This window comes from Brevibacillus daliensis, from assembly GCF_021245735.1.
Taxonomy (GTDB): Bacteria; Bacillota; Bacilli; order Brevibacillales; family Brevibacillaceae; genus Brevibacillus_B; species Brevibacillus_B daliensis.
The window spans coordinates 133,775-159,050 of the sequence record NZ_JAJISB010000004.1 but is presented as its reverse complement, the minus strand read 5'-3'; the positions used below and the strand labels follow the sequence as shown (position 1 = coordinate 159,050).

Genomic DNA, 25,276 nt, shown 5'->3' with positions numbered 1-25,276 from the left:
ATGTTATAATGTTATCTTTTTACCAAACATATTATATGCCCCAGCTACAGGAATGAAAAGAAAATCCTTTTTAGTCACTTCATAGTTTGGGTAAAAGCTTATTCACTTTTAGATACCGCTAAAACACCCGCGATATTTCGCGAAGCACTAACGATGTTTCGATACGCATTTTCCAAAGCCACTTCTAGTGTGGTTATTCCAGGGACTACACTAAACACTGCGTCTATTCCATGATTATAGACAGCTTCATAGCCATCAGCAAGTGACCCAGCTAGCGCGATAACACGAACGTTATGCTTTTTGGCTACCCTAGCAACACCAATCGGCGTTTTTCCATAGATTGTTTGGCTGTCGATTTTCCCTTCTCCAGTTATGACAAGGATTGCATCTCGAACATGGTCTTCCAAGCTCGTAGCCTCAACCACAATCTCTATCCCTTTTCTCAAAGAACATGGAAGAAAAGCCAGTAACCCCGCACCTAATCCTCCTGCAGCGCCTGATCCGGGAATGCTACTAACATTCACACCTAAATCTCTTTCTATTACTTTTGCAAAGTGGTCAAGGTTCTGATCGAGGACACTCACTATTTCTTCTGTTGCCCCTTTTTGCGGCCCAAATACAGCAGAAGCACCTGTTGCCCCTAGTAATGGGTTCTCGACATCACATGCTACCTCAAAAGTAATTGCAGACAATCGTGGATCTAATCCCTCATTATTAATAGAATGCAAACTGGACAATGCTCCCCCGCCAAAACCAATTTCATGACCGTCCACATCGAGCAATTTTCCGCCTAAGGCCTAAACCATCCCTGCTCCACCATCATTTGTCGAACTTCCCCCGAGTCCCAAGATAATTCGATCCACATGGAGATCGAGAGCAGCTAAGATTAATTCTCCAACTCCATAGGTTGTTGTGTTCAGTGGATTTCTGTCTTCTCGTGAAACTAAATGTAATCCAGCAGCAGCTGCCATTTCGATCACAGCCATTTTCCCATCATGGATTAATCCAAAGAACCCTTCCACTTTTTTACCGAGCGGGCCGGTTACCTCATGTTTGATCATCTGTCCGTCTAATGAATTGACTAATGAATGGACGAGCCCTTCCCCGCCATCTGCCATCGGAACCTTTACGTAAACAGCGTCAGGAAAAATTTCGCGAAATCCTTCTTCAACAGCATTCGCAACCTCGATAGCAGATAAGCTCTCTTTAAAAGAATCTGGTGCGATAACAACTTTCATAATTATCATTCCTTCTACCTTTACTTTACTGAGTAAAATAGATTGATAAAATCAACGAAATCCTCCTTAGAACAAAGCTCATCAACCAATTTTTTGTTTTGTACGATCTTCCATAAATGATTAAAAAGGTGGCTAAATTCTTCCTTGTCCTTCTCATTCAATGCTAACAATAGTACCAATTGAACCGATTGTTCTCCCCATTTTACTGATTTTTTTAGAATCCCAATAGCGATACAGGACCCGAGAGCATTTGGTTTCAATGGATGAGGAATCGCAACAAGATTACCAATCGATGTAGGGGAGATTTCTTCCCGCTCAAGGACAGATTGTTGAAAGGAATCATCGACATAGCCATTACTATTTAGAATCGTTGATAATGATTTTATAATTTCAGTTGGATTTTTTTGATCAATCTCGGTAAAAAATAACTCGTCACTAAATAATTTTTGCAGTGTATGAAATGACTTTTTTTCATCTTCATGTAAATACTTGCTTGAAATATGCTCTTTAACCTTCTCAATATCCTTTTCCGTTAATAAGGTGTTAATGTGAAGTGCCGGAATTGGAGTTTTTTCATTAATCGGAATGGTACTTAAGATTAAATCTACGGATTCTTTATTAATGTTCTTTATGGAATAGGAAGGATAGGTTCCAACAATGTCTATTCCAGGAAACACACTCTCTACACTTGCTGCTAAGAGCTTGGCAGTACCTAAACCAGAGGCACAAACGATAGCTACCCGTTTCACTTCTCGCCGTTTTTTATTCTTCATTCGCTCAACGGCTGCTTCTAAATGAATTGCAATATAACCAATTTCATCTTCATTAACGATAAGCGTGCTGTTATTCTGAATGATTTCCGCTGCGACAATCCCCAACTCAAAGGAAAACGGATACTTATTTTTTATTTCCTTTAACATTGGATTTCGCAAGTTCATTCGATATTTTAATCGGTTGATGGCCGAACGCAAGTGAAGCCCTAACCCATAAATGAGCTCCTGGTCCTCCAGTAAATCAATCTGGTAAACCTGATTGATTTCTGAAAGAATATCAACCACTAATTGATAGTGACTCTCTCCTACCAAATCAACAGAGTCAGCCTCTGCTAAATTCTGATCTTCAAAATGTTTCGCACCTAGCAAATGAATCGTGATATATGCTTCTTCACCTATAGGTATTTTTATCGAAAATTTCTTTTCAATCGACTCGACAATTCTTTTTGCTACCTCGTATTCAACCTGATCTTCTATTTGATCGAGTTTGATCGTACCTACTTCAACATTTTTACCCTTTTTGATTCTCTGGATCGCAATCGCAATATGCATCACTAAATTATTGAATGGTAGCTCGGCCATACTAATTGGTAGCTCATCAATATGTTTCTTTGTGATCGCTTTTATTTCTTCGACGTTCACATCTGAAATAATAGCGTTAGAATCGATTTCAAGCTGAGCTTGTTCATTTCTCATATTCGCTAGGCTTTCAGACAAACAAAAACGAATATTCATTTCGTTTCCAGTCAATTTGATTCCGTAGTTTTGCTTTTTAAACAATGTTAAGTCGTATTTTTCTAATAGCTTCTCTACTTGTTTCAAGTCATTATCAACAGTTGATTTACTCACAAACAGTTCATTTGCAAGCTTTTCCGTAGCAATGAAATCTTCCGCCATAATAATGCTTTTTAAAATAAATAAAACTCGTTCCTCTGGCAATACAGGTGTATTTCCTTGCTCCTCTTCCTGGAGCATAAAGAGTTCTTCGATTAATTCTATTACAGGCTGTCCAAGCGATGGATCAATAAAATACCCAACACCTCGATTTGCTTCAATTTGGACACCGATTTTTTTCAATTCGAGATTTAATGCTTTCACATCATTTCTTATCGTTCGGGAAGTGACACCGATTACTTTAGCCAAGTATTCACTGGTCACAGGTTTCTTATGTGATAGCAATTCTTTTATCAATGACTTAAGACGGCTGTTTAAAACATACATAACTTCCCCCCCTTACTAAACGAATAAGAACTTTTTATGACACAACTGTTGTGTCTATTTGCTTTCGAATCTCCCGGATAGCATCGATTGCTTCTTCAACACATTCATTTGAAAAAGCCGTAACTAGTGTGATTGCTGCTTTTCGTTTACCAGCTCTGTTAAGAATGGCTGCCTCTTCTTCAATGTCACGTATTAAGGTCATCCATTTCTGCTCTAACCGATCAAAGGTTTTTCTAGCAATTTCCTTATTGTTATTAAATAAATCCCCATTTTCATTACCTTTTATTTCATCAAGCAAATCCCGGAACACCCACCAATACGAGTTTTTTGCCGATTGATCATGTTCAGATTTTGAAGGATCGGCTGTCTTCTCTTTCACCGTTCCGGCATTGGAGAGAATTTCCGGAAACTCCTGTTCACACATAAAAATCGGCAGATATAGCCCTGTACAAGGAGTTGCAGGTGACCACCAAATAAGTGGAAAATGCCATTTATCCTCTGGAAGTTCAAATATCGTCGACGAAGCGGTAATTCCCCATGTAAAATTGGCAGGAGACGAATGCATACAGATTGTTTGGAAATCTGGCAATGCTGCATTAAAAAATGGTCCTTCTAAGAAGGTATCTTCATAATGATCTCGTAAGATACGTTTAAGCCAATTGACATCAATCTGCCCCAATTTATTACTAAGTAATTGTTTCGTACGCTGGACACGAATATGGGAAACCTGCAACGAATTTGTAAAATCAGTATAAGCATAGGAAGCATCAAATTCCTCATGACGACCAATCCAATTCGAATGAACGGCCTTTTCAATAAAGCCCTCACTTTTTAATTCCCACTCATCACGAATACTCATTTCATTCGAGATCGAATGGAACTTATCTTGAATTCTTTTGGCTACCCAATCGTGATCCACTGTTTCAAGAAGCCACGCTTCTGTTGAATCTGCGATAATGAAAGAATTGTTGTAAGGCTTCTCCTCTCCCACGACCGCGCTGCCCCATTGACCATACTCTTCAATTAACGTCGTTATAACTTCCAAGGACTCTTTGGCCGTTTTACCTCTTTCTAGACCAAGGCGAACAAGCTCCATGCCCAAAATCCCTTTTTGTTTATCAGGATCAGCCGCACTTTCTTTCAGATCCTTTGTAAAAATAGCCTCATTCCCAATGGCAACACCGTGCTCATTAATGCCTTGCTCAAAGCCCCAGCACCAAAAAGGCGACGACCCAATGGTTAAAAGCGTTTCATCCACTTGAGGAATCTTCAGATAAGCTAATTCTAACATGTTACCATTTTCATGTGATTGCCGCTGATTATATACAAGTGGCTGACTTTCATAAGCAGGTCGATCACTATTCTTCGCAACAAGCATGCGAGATTGACTAGTGTATTCTGGCAATACAACTAAGTTATCACACATTTATTATCCCTCCGGACATTAGAAAACTTGGCTTTGCCAAGCCTTTGGCGCAGGCAAAGCCTTAGTTGCACTTATGCAGATAAGAATTTTTATAAATTTCATCTGTTAAAAAGAAAGAGATACCCCTAAAAAGAGTTGACTTTATCACTCAATTAATTAGGTATCTCCTTTCATTCTAAGATAATTTGAAACTAAAAATTTCGTTCGAACGAATGTCTTTTAATTGGATTTCATGGTTTTCAATTTGGATTCGCTCATCCATCACTGTGATAAGAGTCTCATTCAAATCAACAAGTTTAATAGCTTTGAAAAGTTCACGATTGATTTCAACTTTTACCGCATCAATTGGTTGATTTGTTGTATTAAATATTCTTAGTAGCAGACTATTATCAAATTCAGATTTTTTTACGGCGCTAATAGCCATACCATTATCATCAATGCGAATAAACATACACTGATGATGTAAAGAAGCAGAGTCTGACTTCACACTTACTGGTACAGTCACAAACGGTGTTGTAAATTCACTGGATTTAATGCCAATGTTTGCTTCCACTTCATTACCAGGGTGCGGAATAATCGAATATTCCATTTCATGCTTGCCCAAAAGGAGACTATCTGGGGTTTCAACATGGAGACCTGAACGTCTTCCAGGGCGATCAACTAAATCTTGTTTACCCATATAATCTGTTCCTGCAAGTAGCGTAAGAGCAATCGTTGGTTCCCCCCCATGTAAAATCTCATATTGCGGCAGACCTTTATTTAGAATTGCGATCCCTTTTTGATCATCTGATACATCAATGAATTTCTGCTGTGGATAAATTGGATAATATTTTTCTTCCCAATTTTCTTGCTCCCAGTATTCAACCTGCTCTAAATAGTTATCACGGCGAATCGTGCCAAATTGTTGGTCAGCGATATGCGTTTTCGTTTTGATGCCTGAATCAAATAATGCGCGAATTCGATGGTTTTTAACTGTATTATCAATCACCGTTTTGATATCGACGCGGTCTTCATAACGATTAACGGTCACATACGACTCGATTGTAGAAGCTTTCATTTCTACTGAACGGCTATTAACATCTGTATTTACAGGAAATTCCAGTTGATAGGATATTTTTACCGTCGAAAAGATTGGACCATTGTGAACAACCGAAATTTCTGGAACCGTTTCTCTTGTAGTGATAATGACATCTTCCCTAGGTGGCGAGAAATCATATTCATCTCCGGCATTTCCACCTTCTTCAAAAACATGTAATCCTTCAAAAATGGCTCCCGATTTTCTTTCTTTTATCGTTAATGCTCCATTTTTTTCGATGATGACTTCCATAAAATCATTTACAAATGTTCCATTTTGGTAAACATCTGCAAACGTATTGGACATTGTCGCTTTTTCTCTTACGTAATAGGTGCTAAACCCAAAGCCCTCTACTTCTGCTACAAATTTAATCGTAGTGGTAAAAACAAATTGATCGTCATTTTTCACACCAATTTCAATCTGTTTATCATTTAAATTCTCTTCTTTTGTTTCAATGATTTGATACGGTACTTCATTACCATTATAATCAACAATCGTAAATTCTTTGGATGTTAGATGCAGCGTTGCTTTCGCAAGATTTTTCCTTTTATGACCAAGTGTATTGAAGACTACTAACGGAACACCATTATCTTGGAACTTAATTTTGCTTAGTAACTCTTCCGTTGCTGTTTTCTGAACGGACTCGCCAATTTGCTTAGCAAATTCATATCTCATATCCATCTCTTGATGAGTGGCATCTGTACAAACATTACAAATAGAATCATGAGCATGATTTTGCATCATGTATTTCCAGCCTTTATTAATGACATCATTATCATAATGACTGCCAAGTAAAAATGATACGGAGTTTAAAGGCTCTACATATTTCTCATATAGATTTTGAACCTCAAAATTTTTCTTTTTCAAATCTAAACGAGTAGATGCAATACTTACATGCACGCGCATATTTTTACCTTTTCTAAATTCCCCTGAAAGGGTCTCTAGTTGTTTTGAATCACGTGAAATTTCTTCAAAATAATCTTGTAAACGACTCAACCTTACTTCAAATTTACTTCCATGCTCAGCATAATGTTTATTTAGCTCATCAATTATTTCAGGGAGATCTTTATTTGCGCTTCTTTGGTCAAATCCACACATCAATAACATGCTTGAAGTGGTGGCCATATCTTTTAATTTGTTGTGATTCTCTTCGATTATTTCTACATTCTGTTCAAAATTGGTTGAAAGCATTCGTCCATTTCCATAGCCTAATGGGAGATGAGTTGTCAGTACCTTTGAACCATCGGGACCTACCCACCAGAAATCGGTTTTTTCTGTTTCTTCGTTGGTAATCCCACGCCAAAACAATGCATAATTCATTCCAAACCCGCTTAAAACCTGAGGAATTTGCGCAGCTTGACCAAATGAATCTGGCAAATAACCGATTTGCATCGACGGACCGAACTCATCACCAATTTTCTGACCAATTAACAAATTTCGAATAAGCGATTCTCCACTTGGAGTAAACTCATCCGGTTGGATGTACCAAGGACCAATAATGAGACGTCCTTCTTTAACAAGCTGTTTAATTCTATCCCGATTGCTCGGTTTAATTTCTAAATAATCCTCTAACACGATCGTTTGTCCATCTAATAAAAATGACGTATAGGTAGGACTAGTTTCTAATAGCTCAAATAATTCATCCATAAAAAGGATTAATTTCACACGATATTGCTGATAGGTTTGGTGCCACTCTCGATCCCAATGTGTATGGGAGATGACATGAAAATTCATATAAAAACCTCCAGAACCATGAGTTTTTAATCTAAAAGAGGGTCCTGTAACAGTCCCCTCAGCGAAATTCGATTTATATTTTTATACAGTTTCTTACGAGTAAGTTACTTCTTCTTCTTCAATATTCTTTTTTAAGAATACTGTCATTAATGCAGTTGTAATAATTCCAGCAGCAAAAGCAAGTAAGAACATGAATGGTTTAATAAAGAACGGTATAACGAATACTCCACCACTAGGTACAGGGGCTGCTGCACCAAGTGCCATTGCTAATGCACCACCTACTGCTGAACCAACAACAATTGCTGGAATGACTTGAAGGGGTGCACTTACGGCAAATGGAATCGCACCTTCGGTAATCCCTGTCGCGCCCATGATCGTTGTAGGAAGAGCACTCTGTCTTTCTCCAACTGTAAATTTCTTTGGTGCAATTCTTGTTGCAAGAGCTAGTCCAATTGGTGGTGTCATAATACCAATCCAACAAGCTGCCATTGGAGCATAAATGCCTTGATTTAACATACCTACACAGAATGCAAACGCTACTTTATTAATCGGTCCACCCATATCAAACGCCATCATCGCACCAATAATAAGTCCAAGTAAAGCTAAATTTCCACCACTCATAGCTGTTAACCAGCCTTCTAAACCTTTCGAAGCAACCGCAATTGGCTGACCAATGATATACATTAATAAGGACACCGCTCCCACACCTAATAGGGGAATCACAATAATTGGTTTTAGAGCAGCTAAATACTGATGCATAGGAAGCTTTTTAATAAAATTAACAATATACCCAGCAAGGAAACCTGCAACGATACCACCTAAAAACCCTGCGCCAATTTCATTTGCAATCAATCCGCCAACCATCCCGGGAGCAATACCTGGGCGATCTGCGATGGAATAAGCCATATAACCAGCCATTGCTGGAACCATTAACGAGAAAATTAATACTCCTGTTTTAACAGTTTGTTTAGCAAAACCTGCCTCTTGTTCACCACCGCCTAGAAGTAGGCCAATGGTTAGGAGCAGACCTCCAGCAACAACAAACGGTAACATATAGGAAACACCGGTCATTAAATGAGTTTTAGCTTCTTCAAGGAATTTTTTCATTTGTGAATTTCTCCCCCTTTTATTTCACTAACTCAAGTGCTTTATTGATGAGTTCTTGCGGATTTTTTACCGCTTCCGCTACTGGAACCTTAATAGTAGGAATTTCATTGAAACGATCAGATTTTGCAATCGCTGTATCAACAGCTAAAATAAGAACATTTGCCTCTGCTACTTCTTTAGCTGAAATAGAATTTTCGATTCCCATTGCACCCTGCTTTTCAACCTTAATTTGAAGGCCCATCTTTTTAGCTGTATTTTCTAATGCAGCTGCAGCCATATTTGTATGCGCTACTCCTGCTGGGCAAGCTGTAATTGCGATAATTTTCATGATAATCTCACCTTTTCTTAGTTTGTTTTTTGAGTAGTTAATTCATCTAATAAGTCCAGAATTTGTTCGGGTTGTGTAGCATTCATGAGCTGATCCCGAAACTCATCGTCCATTAATTTACCAGATAGCGTTGCTAGAATTTGAAGATGAGTAGTTGCACCTTCTGCTGCTGGTATTGCAAGCATGATAATAAAAGTAACAGGGCTATTATCTAATGAATTCCATTCAATCCCGTTTTTCGTCTTCCCGATAATAACGCTCGCCGTTTTCACTGTATCGCTTTTACAGTGCGGAATAGCAAACCCATTGCCAAAACCTGTAGAAAACTCTGATTCTCTTTCAAGAACTCCTTGGATAAATGCAGACTCAGAATCAATTCTTCCTTGTTGTCCTAGTAACGAAGTTAATTGAGAAATCACTTCTTTTTGGGTGGTAGCTTCCAAGTTTAACTCAATCAAGTCTTCATTAATCAATGATATGATTTCCAACTCTTCACCTTCTATCTTGTGTTAAATTTTTTGAACTGAATTTTAATTTTGAAACCCTTTACAATAATAACGTTATCTTCTACACCTTGAATTTTATATATTTTCGAGTTCAAATAAAAATTAATTCTTTTCCTTTTCTTTTAGGAAACGGTTACAAACCGTATCATTGCTAGTATTAGCACCTTATTTAGTTCTTACCTGTATCAGAAAGTATAAAAAGCTGAGTGCTTCTGCCTGGTACGTTTCTAACTAATACAAAAATAAAAAAGCGTAACGATCCAATAATTCAAAGGATCGTCACGCTTTTTTGTTTTTAATATGCTTTAGCACTGAATCACATTCAAGCGATCTTTATGTATGTGAAACAATCAATTCACAAGTTCCGTAAATTTCAAATTCTCCTAATCCCACTGGAACAATGAAATGTGTTCCCTTGTTCAATGGATATTGCTCCCCATCGTGAACAAGTGTCCCCTCACCCTTGATGACACTTAGAAGCAAATATTGATCATGAAATGAAAAAGAAGATTTTCCTCGAACATCCCATTTACATACGGAGAAAAACTTAGACTCCACAAACGTTGTGATGGTTACATTCTCCTGCTCCTGAACTTTAGGAGTAATTTCACTGTCCTGATGAGGCACAGTTGTCACATCAATCGCTTTTTGCAAGTGAAGTTCTCGCAAATTCCCGTCCGCATCCCGACGGTCATAATCATATACCCGGTAGGTTGTATCAGAGCTTTGCTGAGTTTCTAACACCAGCGTTCCTTCACATAATGCGTGGATAGTTCCACTTGGAACGAAGAAAAAGTCGCCTGGCTTGATTTTCACTCGGCGCAGTAGCTCATTCCATTTACCTTCGTTAATTTGCTCGATTAATTCTTCTTTGGTATTGGCATTGTGGCCGAAAATCATGTCGGCCTCTTCTTTACAGTCAAGGATATACCAGCATTCTGTTTTGCCAAGATCACCATTTTCATGAACCTTCGCATAAGAATCTTCTGGATGGACCTGAACAGATAAATCCATGTTCGCATCCAATATCTTCGTTAATAGTGGAAAAACTTCTTCCTTCGGGTTTCCAAACAGCTCTGGATATTCACGCCATAACTCGTCTAAGGCCATACCTGCATACGGTCCATTTTCAATAATAGAAGGTCCATTTGGATGTGCGGAAATTGCCCAACATTCCCCTGTTTGATCATTTGGAATTTCATAGCCGAATTCTTCCTGTAAAGCTATACCGCCCCAAATTCTTTCTTTGAAAACTGGTTTTAAAAATAATGGTTGCAAAATGAATACCTCCAGAAGTATATCCAATTTTTAAAACTATTGTCCTCATTTTTCTTGAAAAAATAGAAAAACACCGCTTTGTTTGGTTACGTGAATGTGATGAGCAAACACTACCATACAGAAGAGGTGTCTTATCTATTTAGAAAGAAATCCGTGCATAGCCGTTTTCTTTGCTAACCCATTCACACGCTTCTCGCACACTTTTCACAATGTGTGTAGCATGCTGTTTCACTTCATCATCGGCATGTTCCATAGCAAAGCTGTTCGTCACCACATTAAACATCGGTATATCATTGTAGGAATCGCCAATACAGACGACTTCATCCTTAGTAAGACCTAATTCTTTCATCAGGAAATTAACCGCATTTCCTTTACTTACATGCAGCGGCATGAGATCAAGGCAATCGCTAAATGAAATATAAGAGTCGAACTGCTCAGGGAACTCTTCATGTAGCTTCTGTTGCAGTCTCTTTAATGTTTCTAATTCCCCCACATATGTGAGTTTGGTAGGGCGAAGCTCATCTCCAAACCGCAGATGAAGATCCAATTCTTCTATAATTGGACTGCTTAAGCCAGGATTAATTTCAGGTCTGTAGCTAGATTTCTGATTTAAGAAAATCTGTTCATTTGCTGAAACGAACCCTAAAGCATCAAATTCTTTTGCCGCTTCACATAATTTATGAGCCATTTCAGGTTCAAAATCTCTTGAATGTAACACCAGACCTTCATAATTAATAATGTGTCCACCGTTTTGGCTGATTCGATGGCTCCTGCAATTCATTTCTTGTATGGCCCATTTAATATCATTGTCAATTCGACCAGAAGCAAAGCAAATATCTACTCCCTTTTCTGCCAAGTAGAGTAATCCCTCACTATCTTCTGTCCTAATAGTCTTGTGATCAGTGAGTAAGGTTCCATCCAGATCACTGATAAACATTTTAATCATATAGTAATTCTCCTTCCAAATCCTCACTCATTTCTCTCTCTTGTGTTATCTTACCCTAAATTTTTGGGTTTTGACAGTGAGCATCAGTTTTACAAGAACTTTTTCAGGTTTGGTCATTTACAGTTGTCCGATACGTTATAACCTTTTATATTTTGCAATGTTCTGATAAAATTAATGTGTAAAACGCTTACATTACATAAACAACTTGTAGAGGAATTATTTGCTTTTTCCAATATGGAGGGAGAGGTGCATCTTGGCAAAAATTTTTCAATCGTATAGCGACATGGTTGCAGATATTCATGACGGAGCTACGCTACTTGTAGGCGGCTTTGGACTCTGTGGAATCCCTGAAAATTTAATTATTGCATTACGTGATAAAGGGGTAAAAGATTTAACTGTTGTTTCCAATAACTGTGGCGTAGATGATTGGGGACTTGGTCTCATGTTACAGGAAAAACAGATTAAAAAAATGGTTAGCTCCTATGTAGGAGAAAACAAGGAATTCGAACGTCAATTCCTTTCAGGAGAGCTGGAGGTTGAATTAACTCCACAAGGTACACTTGCTGAACGCATCCGTGCTGGTGGCGCTGGAATCCCTGCATTTTATACTCCGGCTGGCGTAGGCACTCCGATTGCCGAAGGTCGTGAAACCCGTGTATTCAATGGCAAAGAGTATTTGCTAGAGCCAGCGATTACTGGTGATTTCGCTTTAATTAAGGCTTGGAAGGCAGACAAACTAGGGAATTTAATCTTTGATAAAACTGCTCAGAACTTTAACCCAATGATGGCTTCTGCCGGTAAAATCACGTTGGTTGAAGTAGAAGAAATTGTTGAAGTGGGAGAATTGAATCCTGACCACATTCATACACCAAGTGTGTATGTTCAACGCATTATTCAAGCTCCTTCTTTTGAAAAACGCATTGAACGTCGCACGGTACAAAAAGCCTAACGGGACTAGATAAGGAGGGTATGATCCATGACGCTTTCACGTGAGCAAGTGGCCATGCGTGCCGCACAGGAAATAGAAGATGGTTTTTATGTAAATTTGGGAATTGGCATGCCAACATTAGTAGCTAACTATATAGAAGAAGGTAAAACGGTTGTTCTTCAATCTGAGAACGGACTACTAGGTATTGGCCCGTATCCATATGAGGACGACATTGATCCTGACCTGATCAATGCCGGTAAGGAAACCGTAACAGCAATTCCAGGTGCCTCCTTCTTCTCATCCGCAGAATCGTTTGCGATGATTCGCGGTGGTCACATCGATCTAGCTATCCTTGGAGCGATGGAAGTATCCGAAAAAGGTGATTTGGCTAACTGGATGATTCCTGGCAAGATGGTTAAAGGAATGGGCGGAGCCATGGATCTCGTGCATGGTGCGAAAAAGATCGTCGTAATCATGGACCATGTGAACAAGCACGGGGAGAGCAAAGTGCTACCTGAGTGCACCTTACCGCTTACAGGAAAACAGGTTATTAATCGCATCATCACAGATCGTGCTGTTTTTGATGTAACATCAGAAGGACTGCTATTGATTGAAGTGGTAGATGGTTTTACAGTGGAAGATATTAAAGAATGCACGGCTGCTTCCTTTAAAGTAGCTGAGGGTGTTAAAACAGTATCCGCATCGTAATAAAGCTTGCTATAACGTAAAACGAATTAGAAAACTTGGCTTTGCCAAGCCTTTGGCGCTGGCAAAGCCTTAGTTGCACTTATGCAGATAAGAATTTTTATCAATTCTTATCTGTCAAATACTAAACAGGATCATCAAGCAATATACCGCTTGATGATCCTGTTTTTTCTCCTGCAATCAGGTAAACTATCAGTATAAACCAAAAGGAAAGAAGGAAAGTAAATGCCCTCTCTCGGATTTCTGGTCCTTCACGGTTTTGCCGGAAGTATAGCTGATGTCTCTCCCCTTATCCAATTTTTACGGAACAGGGGTCATCTAGTTGTGGCACCTACTCTGGCTGGCCATGATGGAGATCGACTACACTTGCAACAATCATCTCGTGAGCAGTGGGTTCAAACTGCCGAAGCCTTCTATCAACAGCTGGCTGAACAGGTAGATACCATTGTGGTGATCGGCTTTTCTATGGGGGGTTTACTCTCTTTTCACCTGGCGGCAACCAGACAAGTCGACCTGCTTTTTACACTATGTACCCCTTACCATTATTGGGATGCACGACAAGCCTTCCTTTACATGAAAGATGATTTTATCTCATCTAGCAAAAAATATTGGAACAGTCTGGTTCGAATCCCCTTTTCCAGTATGCTGCATTTCAGACGGTTGCTTTCGGAAACCAAGCCGATTTTGCCACAGATTACCTGTCCTTATTACATCATCCAGGGATTACGCGATGATACTGTTAAGGCAACTAGTGCAGATAAACTACGTCAGCATGTTTCAAGTAAGCATGTTGAGGTTAAGTATTTCAATCACTCTGGTCATGTCATCCTGCTTGGACCGGAAACAGAGCAGGTTATTCACTATATCGATGAGATGCTGATGAGGCAGTTTCCCGACAGCTATGGTAATACCACCGTTTTATTTTGATAAACGAGAACACGATCTTCCAAATGCCAATGAACAGCACGTGCCAGAACAGTACGCTCAATTTGTTTTCCGAGTTGTTTCAGTCCGTTTACATCATCTCGATGCGTCACTCTTTCTACTCCTTGCTCAATAATTGGACCAGCATCCAGCTCCTCTGTTACGTAGTGAGCTGTTGCTCCAATTAATTTTACCCCACGTTCGAACGCTCTTTCATATGGTTTGGCACCCACGAAGGCTGGCAGGAATGAATGATGAATATTAATAATTTGGCACGGGAAATCCTCTAGGAAAGTAGGAGAAAGAATTTGCATATAACGTGCTAGCACGATCATATCTACGTTTCCTTTGATCAGTTCAATTTGCTTGCGCTCTGCTTCTACCTTGTTATCCTTGGTAACAGGGATATGGTAGAATGGAATATTCATACTCTCTACAGTCTCGCGCATATCATTATGATTACTTACCACCATCGCAATGTCAGCATGCAGATATCCAGCTTGATATTGCCACAGAAGCTCTAGTAAGCAATGGTCTTCTTTCGATACAAAAATCGCCATCCGTTTGCGCTTGCACACTTCAATCAGTTGCCACTCCATTTGGAATTTCTCACCGATAGGAGCGAATCCCGTGCGAACCTGCTCCAATTTAGCAGGTAAGCCATTCAGCTTACATTCAATGCGCATAAAAAAACGTCCACCCTCAGGATCTGTGGTGTACTGGTCCGATTGAATGATATTGGCACCCTGCTCATATAAATACTGGGAGACGGTTGAAACAATACCTGGTTGGTCAGGGCAAGTGATTAGCATTCGAGCCGTATCTTCATGTTTTTGCTTATATTCATTCCACTGCGTGTCAGAAACATGTTGCATGATTGGAAACCCTCCACTTTTTTTCTCCAAAGTATAGCACTTTCTATACTGTTCTCCAATTATTCAATTACGATAAAATTATATTGATCGATGAAAGAATTATTACGCTGTTATGTAAAATTGTAACCATTCTTTAATCTAATTCGTAGTTACTTACAACAAAGGAGGAGAACATATGCTAAGGTCATTTGGAATAGGTTTATTGCTCTCTCTTTTGTTCTCTTTGTATGTCCAAGACGATAGGGTACTTTTGCAAATCGCTATAGTCATTGGAACCGTCTGCTGGTTAATCAGTGCACTCTTAACCGTTTATCTTTTTGATCCTTCTGCCAGTGACTCATCTAAATATCCGCAAAAGCCAAAAAATACGATAACCAAAAAGCTGATGGCGGTCAAATTGTTTCTTACTGGTTTGCCATTGATGCTGATGTCGTTTCTTTTGTATATGGAGCTTTACTAATAGAGATGGTATGACAAAATACAAAAAGCATATCACTGTGCGATTGGTTAGCTTCTCATCCTCCCTATCGGAGCGGCGCAGTCTACAGTTGCGATTGTTTCAAAAAACTGTGAGAAAGCGAAGATAACAAAAAACAGGTCAATCATGGTTGTATCTGACCATTATCGACCTATTAAATGTATCGGCATAGCGTTATTTAGGTTATAAAATAAAGCATTCTTGTGCGTACAACAAATTCAAGAAATCATTGTACGGGTATTACATGGGTTAGATGTGTTATTGGTTGAATGACGCATTCATTCCGCACTGGGTAGCCCCCACAGCCTAGATTAATACAAGACGAACGCTACTCAACCAGTAACCTCAACACTCTTAATCTTTGTTTTAAGTGATTCAATACGTAGACTTAAATCCTTAGCATCATCTACGCCTAGCTCACCAACGAAGTTATCAATATCAAAAACCTTAATAATATTTTGTACTTCTTCATAGATTCGGGCGGATAATATTCCTTTGTCAATTTGTAGAAGAGCTAGAAAAATATAAAATATAGTCTTCTCAGTTTCGCCCTCTTCAATTACATTTGCAAACTCATACAAACATCGTCCACCAGCTTGCAGAGCATTTAATCCATCGTTAACTGAATTACTAAATACCTCTTCAACATATTCTATTAGCTCGTTATAGCCCCATTCTTGCATAGTGTTCTCCTCTCTGCCTATTTTACTACCTTACCATCATTTGTGAGTACATTTACTGTAATGTTTGGATATTCTCTTCTAAAAGCCATTATTACATCAGAGCAACTTTGGCAGGTAAGACGCTCAGTAAACAGATTAATTGTACCTTTTGCATTCTTGTTACCTGCAAGTTGTGATGCAATATCATTTAAAATTTTGTACTCCGTGTCATAGTCTCTTAAGTATGCTTCAGGTGTATCAATCCTTGCGTTATCGGGGTCAACCTTCTTAGCATTAAATGTAGGCTCTCCCTGAGGTTTCAAAGAGATACCAGACAGTGCACCCTTGTCTGTAACTTCGTTTACTGAACTATGAGCGAAAAACTCCTTTTTATTAATACCTTGAATATCTACTTCAGCATAACCAAAGTTTCCTGTCTTTTTCAACTTACTAGGTAACTGAGACCGTAATTCTTTAACTCGATCTAGGATACCCGACAAGTATCCACCATTTCCCGTCCCCTCAGCACCATTTCTCACATTCATATATTGCTCTTTCGCATCAGCATACTTCTGCCCAGAGCTAACTATATTCTTTCCTGCTGTTGCTCCTGTCATAGCCATGCCAGCAGCTAAACCAGCAAAAGCAACACTTACTCCTATTCCTGCAACACCCGATCCTGATACCGAAGAAATAGCGGAGGTTTTGGCTGCTTCTATCGAAGATTGCATACCTCGGAGACTTGCAGCAGTAATCACACCATGCATACCTGTATTGGTGTAATAATACAACATTTCTTGTCCTTCTGGTGCAACTCCTGTTATCCCTACTTTATCTGTGAGTCCCCAACTGATATCTTGTAACATCGCGTCAGTTGCCCCAAGTAGCATCGCTTTTCCTTCATCCCACGCCCCTACTTGAAAATATTCCCACATACTAACATCATTACGAGCACCGCTTGCCAACTCATCTGCCATTTGAAATGCATCTGCTTTTACCCTCAGCTCCTCTGAGATCACCTCTAACCTTTGGTATAGAAGCTGAAAATTACTCATGAGTATGGGCCATTCATATTCATACATTTCTTTCATCCGTCTTGACTCTGTATTTTGACAAAGTTCCAAGCAATCAAAAATCTTCTTTTCATAGCTTAGCCAGTGATCATTAACTTCTCTAAACTGTTGGGCTAGATGCCTTAATCGCTCAGGTTCAACGAGAATTCTCACTTATATGCGCTCCTTGCCTCCTTCAATCTGGTGTAACAACATGTTGCAAGGTTCTACGGAATAGAATCCAAAAAAAAACCAATTGACACAACCTTCTATCTTCCTGTTTCTTTAGTCATTTTGATTAGAAAAGAAGGTAATTAGTCATGGGAAGAAAGCGAGGGTCAGCCTTCGACAAATAACCTGATTTTTCAAGATCTAGTTTTTGATTCTATTCTCAAATAAAGGATCACAATATCAGAGCAGGAGATGGCAATGCGGCAACTGAATAAAATGGCAATCAAGCTGATTCTTATCTAAAACATACTTGATCTATCACTTCCTACTAGAAAAACTTCCTACTAAAAAAGAACAAAGGGTAGATTCTCAAGAACATATAATCTTGAGAACCTACCCTTCTTTAATTTTGTTTACTTACGTCGTCACGAGCACCGTCACATCTGCTGATAGACTAACCAAATAGGATCGGTCTACCTGATCAATTCCCCAGCTTGCTTTCAGTGCTTGTGCGTATAAGGCAAGCTGTTTCTGATACCTAGTACGCAGAATCTGACTCGCTTCCTCAAGGTTATCAGACAGTTGATCAGTCTTAAAATCTAGTAAGGTAATTTCATTGCGATCATTGATAAACACACAATCAATAATCCCTTGTACTACTACTCGATCTTCCTCTTGCACACTTGTGGACGTAAGAAGAGTATCATCCATATTCCCCAAGCGATTCTGAATATCTGATAATGGAAGCGAGAACGTAAACGTAAGTTCTCGATATACCTCTGTTGCTGATCGCATTTTCTGCCCCAGTTCGCTCTCAAAAAACCTAGCTATCGAAGCAACAGGGATATATTCGACCGCCTCTTGCACCAGTAGCTGTCTTCTAACCATCTTATCCATCTGTTCTCGAATATCTGCTTCATCCAGGTGTCCATCGAGCGTAAGATGTTGAATGACCAGATGCGTAAAGGTTCCGATTTCTGCACGGGTACATGCACAATTTCGACTAGGAGCCATCTCAGAAGCCTCACTTATGAATCGAGGCTTTCGTGTGATGGAGGCAAGTCCCCTTCCCTTTTTTCGAGACCAATCAATCACCTGAGCTTCTTCAACAGGATTGGTCAACCTCTTCAATTCACTCACGCTCCACTTGGCTGCCACCTCAGTAACACCCTGATGAGAGTAGCTCCAGGAGAGTGCCTGATGAATGTTCTCCCGCCATTCAGGTGCTTCCGGACGGCCTGCTACTGTTTCCCTTCTTTGCAGTGAGATGTATACCTCTTCATTCCAAACCTCTTCTATCTCCTCTCGCGACAAATCGCTAGGCTGGTAGAAATGGAACTTCCAGATAGATTCATCTCTGACAATCGGAACGGCAACATTCGCCTTATCCTCTGGACACAAATCTCGCAAAATGTCTGCACGTGCATGACGAAGAAGTGCTCGTCCTACCCAATCAAGGTAGCTGGTTGCTTGAACCAAATCCTGATCGGCAAGCGCTCCGTTCCCTGTCTCTTGGTCGCACCATGCACCTACTGTTTTGCCTAGATCTTTAACAGATCCAAGTAGAATCAATTTCTCTCTGGCACGAGTTAAAGCAACATAAAGAATTCGCATCTCTTCAGCCAGCATTTCCAGCTGTAGCTTTTGCTTGATGCCCAAATAAGCTAGACTCGGATAACGCAAACGAAGGTCAGGGTCTACCACTTGCGGTCCAAATCCCAAATCTTTATGAAGCAGGAACTGTCCACGACGATCACTTTGATTAAACTGCTTACCCATCCCTGCCACAAAAACAACTGGGAACTCCAATCCCTTACTCTTGTGAATTGTCATCAATCGAACTACGTTTTCACTCTCAGTGATCGTCCGTGCTTCTCCCAGATCACTCTCCTGTTCTTTCATCCGATCGATAAAGCGCAAAAAGCGGAACAGACCTCGATACGTAGTTGATTCATATTGCTTCGCACGATCATAGAGCGCACGTAAATTGGCATGTCTCTGCGCGCCATTCCCCAAAGTGGAAACATAGTCCACATAACCGGTCTCGGCATAGATATCTGATAACAGCTCAGATACTGAACTGCGTCTGCCTTTACTACGCCACCCGTCAATCAGATGGTAAAAACGGCGTAGTCGACGTTGAATTTTCTCATCCACTTCGCTTTCAGTTGTACTTACATATTGCTCAACTGCTTGATAAAACGGGCCTGTAGGCGTTTGAATGCGAAGCTTTGCTAAATCTTCTTCTCTCAATCCTACAATAGGTGATCGAAGAACTGCGGCTAATGGCACATCCTGCTTGGGATTATCAATAATTCGCAAGAGAGAAAGAACAACATCCACTTCATTGGCTGAAAAATAGCCGTTGTTCTGTTCTACGTAAATGGGAATGCCAGCTTGTTTACACTCTTCTGCCATAGCCTGACCCCATCCGGCTGTTGCCCGCAGTAGAATAACGATATCTCTGTACTCAACTGGTCGCATCCCCTGTGTTTTTTTATCAAAAACGAGCAGTGGTTGTCCGCCTACACCTGGTTCCATCCACTCCCTGATCCGTTTTGCAATCAATCTTGCTTCCAGTTGTGCAGCTGTTGCTTCTTCAGTTGCTTGCAAGAGGTCTGTTGAACCATCCTGAGAAGTAGATTGTGTTCCATCACCTTCACTAATAGAGCTAAAAGAAGCCTCGGTAAGGGCCCCATTACCATCTATATCTTCACTATCGCCACTAGCTGCTCGATCAATCAAATGAAGCTCAACAGCCAACTGCTCCGGTTCTATCTCCGGATAGCTTGCTCGCCCAATTAATTCCGCCGAGCGATCGTAATTTATTTCCCCTACCCGTGGTGTCATGATCATTCGGAACAAAAAGTTAACTGCATCCACCACTTCTTTTCTACTGCGGAAGTTGGCTGCCAGGTTAATCAGTTTACCTCTCAGTCGATCTTCAGCGGGAGGTGGGGCAAACGGATCTTGCTCCTCATCAGTAACGTAGTCACGATACTTATCCATAAAAAGCTTCGGTTCTGCCAAACGGAATCGATAAATGGACTGCTTTACATCCCCTACCATAAAACGATTCGCCTTTACCTCTTCTGTCTCTTGACGAGATACAAGGGTAAGAATCGTTTCCTGAACCAGGTTAATATCCTGGTATTCATCTACTAGTACCTCTGCGAATTGTTCCTGCAAATCTCTAGCGATTGAAGAAGGCACTCGCTGTCCATCCTCTTGCTCCGATAAAAGGATTCGTAGAGCAAGATGCTCCAGATCGCTGAAGTCGACCATGGCACGCTCTTGTTTAGCCTCTCGAAACGCTTGACCGAACTGGATCACTAAGCGCGAAAGAGTTTCCATGTACGGAGCCATTCGCTGTAAATCCTCTACGTATTGCTCCACCGACATGCTGAAATACTCTTCCATGATCTTCTTCACTTTTTCTTTCACACCGTTACGTAGCTTCTGTACTTGCGCTTTTCGTATCTCATCTGTTCCTTTTACCCCAGGCAAGCGACCGAATTTGATGGCTCGCATGCTTTGATCCAGCGATTGCCATCCTTCCAAGGCGGACTTTCTTGCTTTTTGAATCATCTCAAGCTCCTGCTCTAAGAGAGGGATATAAGCAGCAGGACCATCAGGCATATCAGCATATTGAATTGCGTTCTGAATATCTGATTCAAGTGATACGAGGTTCAGCGAGATCGTCTGAAGCATCGTATTCATCCAGAGTGAATTACTTACGGTATCCAGTTGTGTCTGGCTAAAGGTAGCCGCTGCATTCCTCAACCATCTATCCGGATCGGGATGGCTCCGTGAAAAGTCATACAGCTTAATGAATAGCCCCAATAGTGCAGCATCGTCCTGACCTTCAACCAATAAATCAGCGAGGGCTGCAAACTGTTCATCCTCCTCGTACCATTCCTCAAATTGTTGCTCCAGTACGTCTTGGCGCAACAATTCTGCTTCCATCTGATCAGCAATTCTAAAATTGGGATCAAGCTCCACCATGTAATAATACTGGCGAAGAATTCCGAGACAGAAAGAATGTAACGTGGTAATGGTCGAACGTTGAAGCATCGCCAGTTGTCTCCGCAGATGCGGAGAGGTTGGATCGCCCTCCAATGCTTTTCTCAAGGCATCCCCAATTCGATGTCTCATCTCGGCAGCAGCCGCATTCGTAAAGGTAACAACCAAGAGCTGATCAACCCCGACCTGTTCAACCAGGTCAGAGATTCGCCGGATAATACGTTCGACCAGAACGGAGGTTTTTCCTGATCCAGCAGCGGCAGCCACCAGTAAATTGTCCCCTTTTTCAATAATTGCTCGCCATTGTTCATCGGTCCAATGGCTTGGCTTCACAAGCGGTGTCTCACTGTTCATGACTCTCCTCCCCCATTTCCTGACGTATTAATCCCCATACCTCTTGATCCTTTTTTCTAGTGATAAGTCGAGGCTGGTTTCCATCCAGCAACTGGTCGAATTGACAGACGGAACGATACGAACAAATCTGACATGCGTTCATCTGTCCTTGTAAATAAGGCTCGATACTAATATCTCCATCCACCAGACGTCGTCCCAGCTTCTTGATACTGCCACGTACGTATTGGCGTAGAATATCAAATTCTTTACGCGAGGCAACTGAAGAATAGCTAGTGAACTCCCCATCTTTTTTAATACCAAATGGCAATAAATCTGATGTTCCTGTCTCAGTCTCATTATCCATCAGACGAGCAAGTTCAGGATCAGCCAGCATCAAGCCTTTCATTTTCAGCTTGGATTGACGTTCTTTGGCAACCTGATCAGGTGTAAGCAGCTGTTTGGCACTAACAAACGGATCAGCTACCTGGTAGTAGAAGACCCCGCCTACCTCTACCTCTTTATTCAGCCATTTATCTGCATTGGTAACCGCCACATCGAGATAAACGAGCAACTGAAGATTAAGACCGTTCCAGACATCTGAGAGAATTAATGCTTTCGGACCTGACTTATAATCGATTACTCGCAAATAGCTGGTCTCGGTATCGAGCGACTGATCAATCCGATCAATTCTGCCCAATAGATGTATGCGCATTCCGTCTTCCAGCTCTATAGTCATTCCTGGTATTTCCCCACCAGGTCCAAATGAAATCTCCAGACCAATCGGGGCAAAATGGCTCCGTCTCGCATGCTCACCTAGTACCGTAATTGCTCGTCCAACAGCTCGTTTCAGCTTACCAGTCACATAGCGATAACGCGCAGTGCGAGCCAAAATACTACTGCGAGTTTGAGGGACCAATTCCTCTACGACATGATCAGCAAGCTTCATGCTGGAAGTCTCATTCATTTGACCCCAATCTAGCTGCTGCTTGTTCATTTCTTCTACTGCCAATTTTAATGAGGCATGAAACAATTCACCTACATCAAAACGTTCCAGTCGAAATTGTTGTCGCTCCATCAGCCTCAGCCCATGTGAGGCAAAATGGGAGTACGGACATGCCTGAAACTTTTCCAGTCTCGAAACACTCATCCGAATCTCTTCCCCGTACAACCGCTTACTTACTTTTTTGGAAAGTGGATATGCTTTGTTCTCGTAGTGAAGCCCTGAAAGTAGCCATTTTTCTCGCTTTTCATCTGTTGAATGCTGCAAATACCAGTCGTACACTTCCCACCAGAATGCAGGTAGGGCGATCCCCTTTTTCACCTGTCGCACCAGCGTTAGCATATGGCGGAAAGCTTGGCGTGGACGCCCCAACAGGATCATGTCCCGATCCGGCTCCGACGTCGGTTCATTATGAAAGTACCCTAATGTTAGTCCAGGCAGTGTTTTTTTCATCTCATTGAAAAGTCCTGATGGTAGCAATGCTTTTCCTTCTTCATCTGCTAGCGGACAGCTAATCCATAATCGCTCGGATGCACGTGTCAGTGCCCGATACAACAGATATTGCTCGCTCATCAGCTTACGTTTGGCATTAGGACCTAGCTCAATTCCTACATTCTCCAGCTTGTCTCGTTCTGTTTCGCTCAGAATGCCTTCTTCTTTAGGACGGAGCGGAATCACGCCCTCTGTTGCCCCCAGAATAAAGAGTGCTTTTACATCTGGTTGTCTGGAACGCTCCATGGAACCAATCAACACTTGATCAAGCGCTGGTGGTACCAATCCCATACGAATACTCTCCATACCCGTTTCCATGATTTTGGAAAAAATCGCTACATCCAGCTTTTCTTCACCCATCACTTCCACAACCTGATCGAGTAGCTCCATGACATCATTCCATACTTGTTCATGTTCTCGGAAGCTTTCTAGATCATGATCCTGCTCAGCCTGTTTCTGCCATTCTTCCAGCTTTTGCGGTACCTGAAGAGCTAGCAAATAATCATAAAGTACGCTAGCCATATGCTTGGTATTCTTCTTAGAAGCTTGCTTGATTTCTCGTTCGAACTCCTGTAATGGCGTCGCGTAACGACCCCTGATTCTACCGATCTCCTCATAAAGAGCCTGATCACCGTGAAAACTCCAAGGATCTGACTGGGACCAGTAACCTCCATGAATACCGTAGCCAATCACGTAATTCTCTAACAGATCAATTTCGCTGCGAGACTCTCTGTGAGAGATATCTATCGGTGAGAGAAGGTCTGTTTTCAACGCCCGAAAAACAGCGTCATATCGCCAGTTTCCTGTTACGGTTTCTAATGACGAACGAATCAGCTCAATTAATGGATGGTGCGTAACTCTACGCTTCTGATCGAGGAAGAATGGAATGCCGTATTCCGTGAATGTACTGGCAATCTCATCCGCATATGGCTCCATGTCCCTGAGCAATACAGCCATGTCTCGATAACGATACCCTTCTGTACGAGTCAGTGAAAGCATATAGAGTGCTAGCCCTTGTACCTCGGCACGTCGATTGGCGGCAGATATCATCACCACTTCATCTTCTTGCCTAGGTGAAGGAAGGGTTCCGGGCTTTTTCCAGTGGAAATAGGATTCCTCCACCTGAGATAGCCAGGGACTATCAACAAAACGCAGCTTGTCTTCAAATATAATCGGCTCATCAATCGGAATTCCTGCTTGTGTAGCAATCTCTTTCAGCTTCTCATAGGTATCGTGTACAGGATAAAAACAGGAAAGATCGTCAATAGGCTTGTTTCTATCATCTGGATCAAAACAGAGTGCAATCGTAACCTGCTTGGCACAGCGCATTACTTGTTCAATCAGCTTATATTCTTGCGTCGTAAAACCACTAAAACCGTCAAGCCAGATCTCTGCATCCTTAATAAAATTAGATTCTGCTAATCGCTCTGCCACAATCGAATATAATTCATCGTTATCAAAATAAGTATCTGTAAGATATTCCTCATAGGCTCGCATGAGTAAGAGCAGATCATGAAGCTTGTTTTCTAACGTCGCATTCTGAATATCTAGCTGCTCTAGTTGCTCTACCGAAACGCCATATGATTTACATTCACTGATCATCTGCGCCAGTTCACCTGCGAAGCCAGGTTGCAAGGCAGAACGATTAAACACCTTTAGCTGTTCCTGATTGCGTTCCAACAAAAGGCGAAGCACCATCTGCTTCCCTCGATCATCAATCGGGATCGTCGTAAGTCCCCCTACTTCTTGCAGAATGCGATGGGAGAGACGCCCAAAACTAAGCACCTGAGCTCTAATATGACCGGTAAAACCAGCAGTTGTTACCAGCCTATGCTCCTCCTGAAAGGTGGCTTGTTCAGGAACCAGATAGATGAGGGGTGCTCCTTTACGATCATTTCGTAACTTCTCTTGTATCTGAGAAAGGATTTTTTCTGTTTTTCCTGTTCCTGCCCGACCCAGGTAAAATTGTAATGCCACGCTATCTCCCCCCTATTCTAGATT

General features: G+C 41.1%; 17 protein-coding genes and 1 pseudogene. 4 read left to right on the top strand and 14 right to left on the bottom strand.

Features of this window, described 5'->3' with window-relative positions; genetic code table 11:
* Positions 1-98: 98 nt before the first annotated feature.
* From LM917_RS06570 to LM917_RS06530, 9 genes and pseudogenes are all read right to left on the bottom strand, one after another.
* A pseudogene (locus LM917_RS06570) lies at positions 99-1,238 on the bottom strand (glycerate kinase).
* 20 nt (positions 1,239-1,258) lie between these two features.
* Positions 1,259-3,232 (bottom strand): BglG family transcription antiterminator, encoded by a 1,974-nt coding sequence (locus tag LM917_RS06565; protein WP_232696693.1) that lies wholly within the window; start codon positions 3,230-3,232, stop codon positions 1,259-1,261.
* Between the two features lie 34 nt (positions 3,233-3,266).
* Positions 3,267-4,658: a C69 family dipeptidase gene (locus tag LM917_RS06560; protein ID WP_232696692.1), complete on the bottom strand. Its 1,392-nt coding sequence runs from the start codon at positions 4,656-4,658 to the stop codon at positions 3,267-3,269.
* A gap of 175 nt (positions 4,659-4,833) precedes the next feature.
* A complete protein-coding gene (locus LM917_RS06555; RefSeq protein WP_232696691.1) occupies positions 4,834-7,467 on the bottom strand; it encodes a glycoside hydrolase family 38 N-terminal domain-containing protein in 2,634 nt (877 codons plus the stop codon).
* 93 nt (positions 7,468-7,560) lie between these two features.
* On the bottom strand, positions 7,561-8,574 hold the full coding sequence (locus tag LM917_RS06550) for a PTS fructose transporter subunit IIC (RefSeq protein WP_232696690.1): 1,014 nt from the start codon (positions 8,572-8,574) through the stop codon (positions 7,561-7,563).
* A 19-nt stretch (positions 8,575-8,593) separates the two neighbouring features.
* Complete coding sequence (locus LM917_RS06545) at positions 8,594-8,902, bottom strand: PTS fructose transporter subunit IIB (protein ID WP_232696689.1); 309 nt, start codon at positions 8,900-8,902, stop codon at positions 8,594-8,596.
* A 17-nt stretch (positions 8,903-8,919) separates the two neighbouring features.
* Complete coding sequence (locus tag LM917_RS06540; RefSeq protein WP_232696688.1) at positions 8,920-9,390, bottom strand: PTS sugar transporter subunit IIA; 471 nt, start codon at positions 9,388-9,390, stop codon at positions 8,920-8,922.
* Positions 9,391-9,741: 351 nt separating this feature from the next.
* Positions 9,742-10,689: a mannose-6-phosphate isomerase, class I gene (manA, locus tag LM917_RS06535; protein ID WP_232696859.1), complete on the bottom strand. Its 948-nt coding sequence runs from the start codon at positions 10,687-10,689 to the stop codon at positions 9,742-9,744.
* Between the two features lie 136 nt (positions 10,690-10,825).
* Entirely contained in the window at positions 10,826-11,632 is an 807-nt protein-coding gene (locus LM917_RS06530) for an HAD family hydrolase (protein ID WP_232696687.1), read from the bottom strand.
* A 253-nt stretch (positions 11,633-11,885) separates the two neighbouring features.
* Between LM917_RS06530 and LM917_RS06525 the strand changes: the two genes are divergently transcribed.
* The 3 genes from LM917_RS06525 to LM917_RS06515 all read left to right on the top strand — a co-directional run bounded on the left by LM917_RS06525 (position 11,886) and on the right by LM917_RS06515 (position 14,192).
* Entirely contained in the window at positions 11,886-12,581 is a 696-nt protein-coding gene (locus tag LM917_RS06525) for a CoA transferase subunit A (RefSeq protein ID WP_232696686.1), read from the top strand.
* Between the two features lie 27 nt (positions 12,582-12,608).
* Positions 12,609-13,268, top strand: coding sequence for a CoA transferase subunit B (locus tag LM917_RS06520; protein WP_232696685.1), 660 nt, complete (start codon positions 12,609-12,611; stop codon positions 13,266-13,268).
* A gap of 222 nt (positions 13,269-13,490) precedes the next feature.
* On the top strand, positions 13,491-14,192 hold the full coding sequence (locus tag LM917_RS06515) for an alpha/beta hydrolase (RefSeq protein ID WP_232696684.1): 702 nt from the start codon (positions 13,491-13,493) through the stop codon (positions 14,190-14,192).
* Here LM917_RS06515 and purU read toward each other — a convergent pair.
* On the bottom strand, positions 14,165-15,064 hold the full coding sequence (purU, locus tag LM917_RS06510; RefSeq protein WP_232696683.1) for a formyltetrahydrofolate deformylase: 900 nt from the start codon (positions 15,062-15,064) through the stop codon (positions 14,165-14,167). The genes LM917_RS06515 and purU overlap by 28 nt on opposite strands.
* Before the next feature lie 175 nt (positions 15,065-15,239).
* Here purU and LM917_RS06505 point away from each other — a divergent pair, with 175 nt between their 5' ends.
* Complete coding sequence (locus tag LM917_RS06505; protein WP_232696682.1) at positions 15,240-15,524, top strand: hypothetical protein; 285 nt, start codon at positions 15,240-15,242, stop codon at positions 15,522-15,524.
* A 350-nt stretch (positions 15,525-15,874) separates the two neighbouring features.
* On the opposite strand, the gene LM917_RS06500 is transcribed toward LM917_RS06505, so the two are convergent.
* The 4 genes from LM917_RS06500 to addB all read right to left on the bottom strand — a co-directional run bounded on the left by LM917_RS06500 (position 15,875) and on the right by addB (position 25,252).
* Positions 15,875-16,225 carry an Imm3 family immunity protein gene (locus tag LM917_RS06500; RefSeq protein WP_232696681.1) on the bottom strand — a complete coding sequence of 117 codons (351 nt, stop codon included), beginning with the start codon at positions 16,223-16,225 and terminating at the stop codon, positions 15,875-15,877.
* A 17-nt stretch (positions 16,226-16,242) separates the two neighbouring features.
* Positions 16,243-17,430: a deaminase domain-containing protein gene (locus LM917_RS24605; RefSeq protein WP_232696680.1), complete on the bottom strand. Its 1,188-nt coding sequence runs from the start codon at positions 17,428-17,430 to the stop codon at positions 16,243-16,245.
* 414 nt (positions 17,431-17,844) lie between these two features.
* Entirely contained in the window at positions 17,845-21,804 is a 3,960-nt protein-coding gene (addA, locus tag LM917_RS06490) for a helicase-exonuclease AddAB subunit AddA (protein ID WP_232696679.1), read from the bottom strand.
* The gene (gene addB, locus LM917_RS06485) at positions 21,794-25,252 is read right to left on the bottom strand and encodes a helicase-exonuclease AddAB subunit AddB (RefSeq protein ID WP_232696678.1); all 3,459 of its coding nucleotides are present in this window, start codon (positions 25,250-25,252) and stop codon (positions 21,794-21,796) included. The genes addA and addB overlap by 11 nt, the downstream gene beginning before the upstream one ends.
* Positions 25,253-25,276 lie beyond the last annotated feature (24 nt).

Bases quoted from the DNA above. Each gene is read 5' to 3' on its own strand.
- LM917_RS06565 (WP_232696693.1), bottom strand. From the start codon at position 3,232: ATGTATGTTTTAAACAGCCGTCTTAAGTCATTGATAAAAGAATTGCTA.
- LM917_RS06560 (WP_232696692.1), bottom strand. From the start codon at position 4,658: ATGTGTGATAACTTAGTTGTATTGCCAGAATACACTAGTCAATCTCGC.
- LM917_RS06555 (WP_232696691.1), bottom strand. From the start codon at position 7,467: ATGAATTTTCATGTCATCTCCCATACACATTGGGATCGAGAGTGGCAC.
- LM917_RS06550 (WP_232696690.1), bottom strand. From the start codon at position 8,574: ATGAAAAAATTCCTTGAAGAAGCTAAAACTCATTTAATGACCGGTGTT.
- LM917_RS06545 (WP_232696689.1), bottom strand. From the start codon at position 8,902: ATGAAAATTATCGCAATTACAGCTTGCCCAGCAGGAGTAGCGCATACA.
- LM917_RS06530 (WP_232696687.1), bottom strand. From the start codon at position 11,632: ATGATTAAAATGTTTATCAGTGATCTGGATGGAACCTTACTCACTGAT.
- LM917_RS06520 (WP_232696685.1), top strand. From the start codon at position 12,609: ATGACGCTTTCACGTGAGCAAGTGGCCATGCGTGCCGCACAGGAAATA.
- LM917_RS06515 (WP_232696684.1), top strand. From the start codon at position 13,491: ATGCCCTCTCTCGGATTTCTGGTCCTTCACGGTTTTGCCGGAAGTATA.
- purU (WP_232696683.1), bottom strand. From the start codon at position 15,064: ATGCAACATGTTTCTGACACGCAGTGGAATGAATATAAGCAAAAACAT.
- LM917_RS06505 (WP_232696682.1), top strand. From the start codon at position 15,240: ATGCTAAGGTCATTTGGAATAGGTTTATTGCTCTCTCTTTTGTTCTCT.
- LM917_RS06500 (WP_232696681.1), bottom strand. From the start codon at position 16,225: ATGCAAGAATGGGGCTATAACGAGCTAATAGAATATGTTGAAGAGGTA.
- addA (WP_232696679.1), bottom strand. From the start codon at position 21,804: ATGAACAGTGAGACACCGCTTGTGAAGCCAAGCCATTGGACCGATGAA.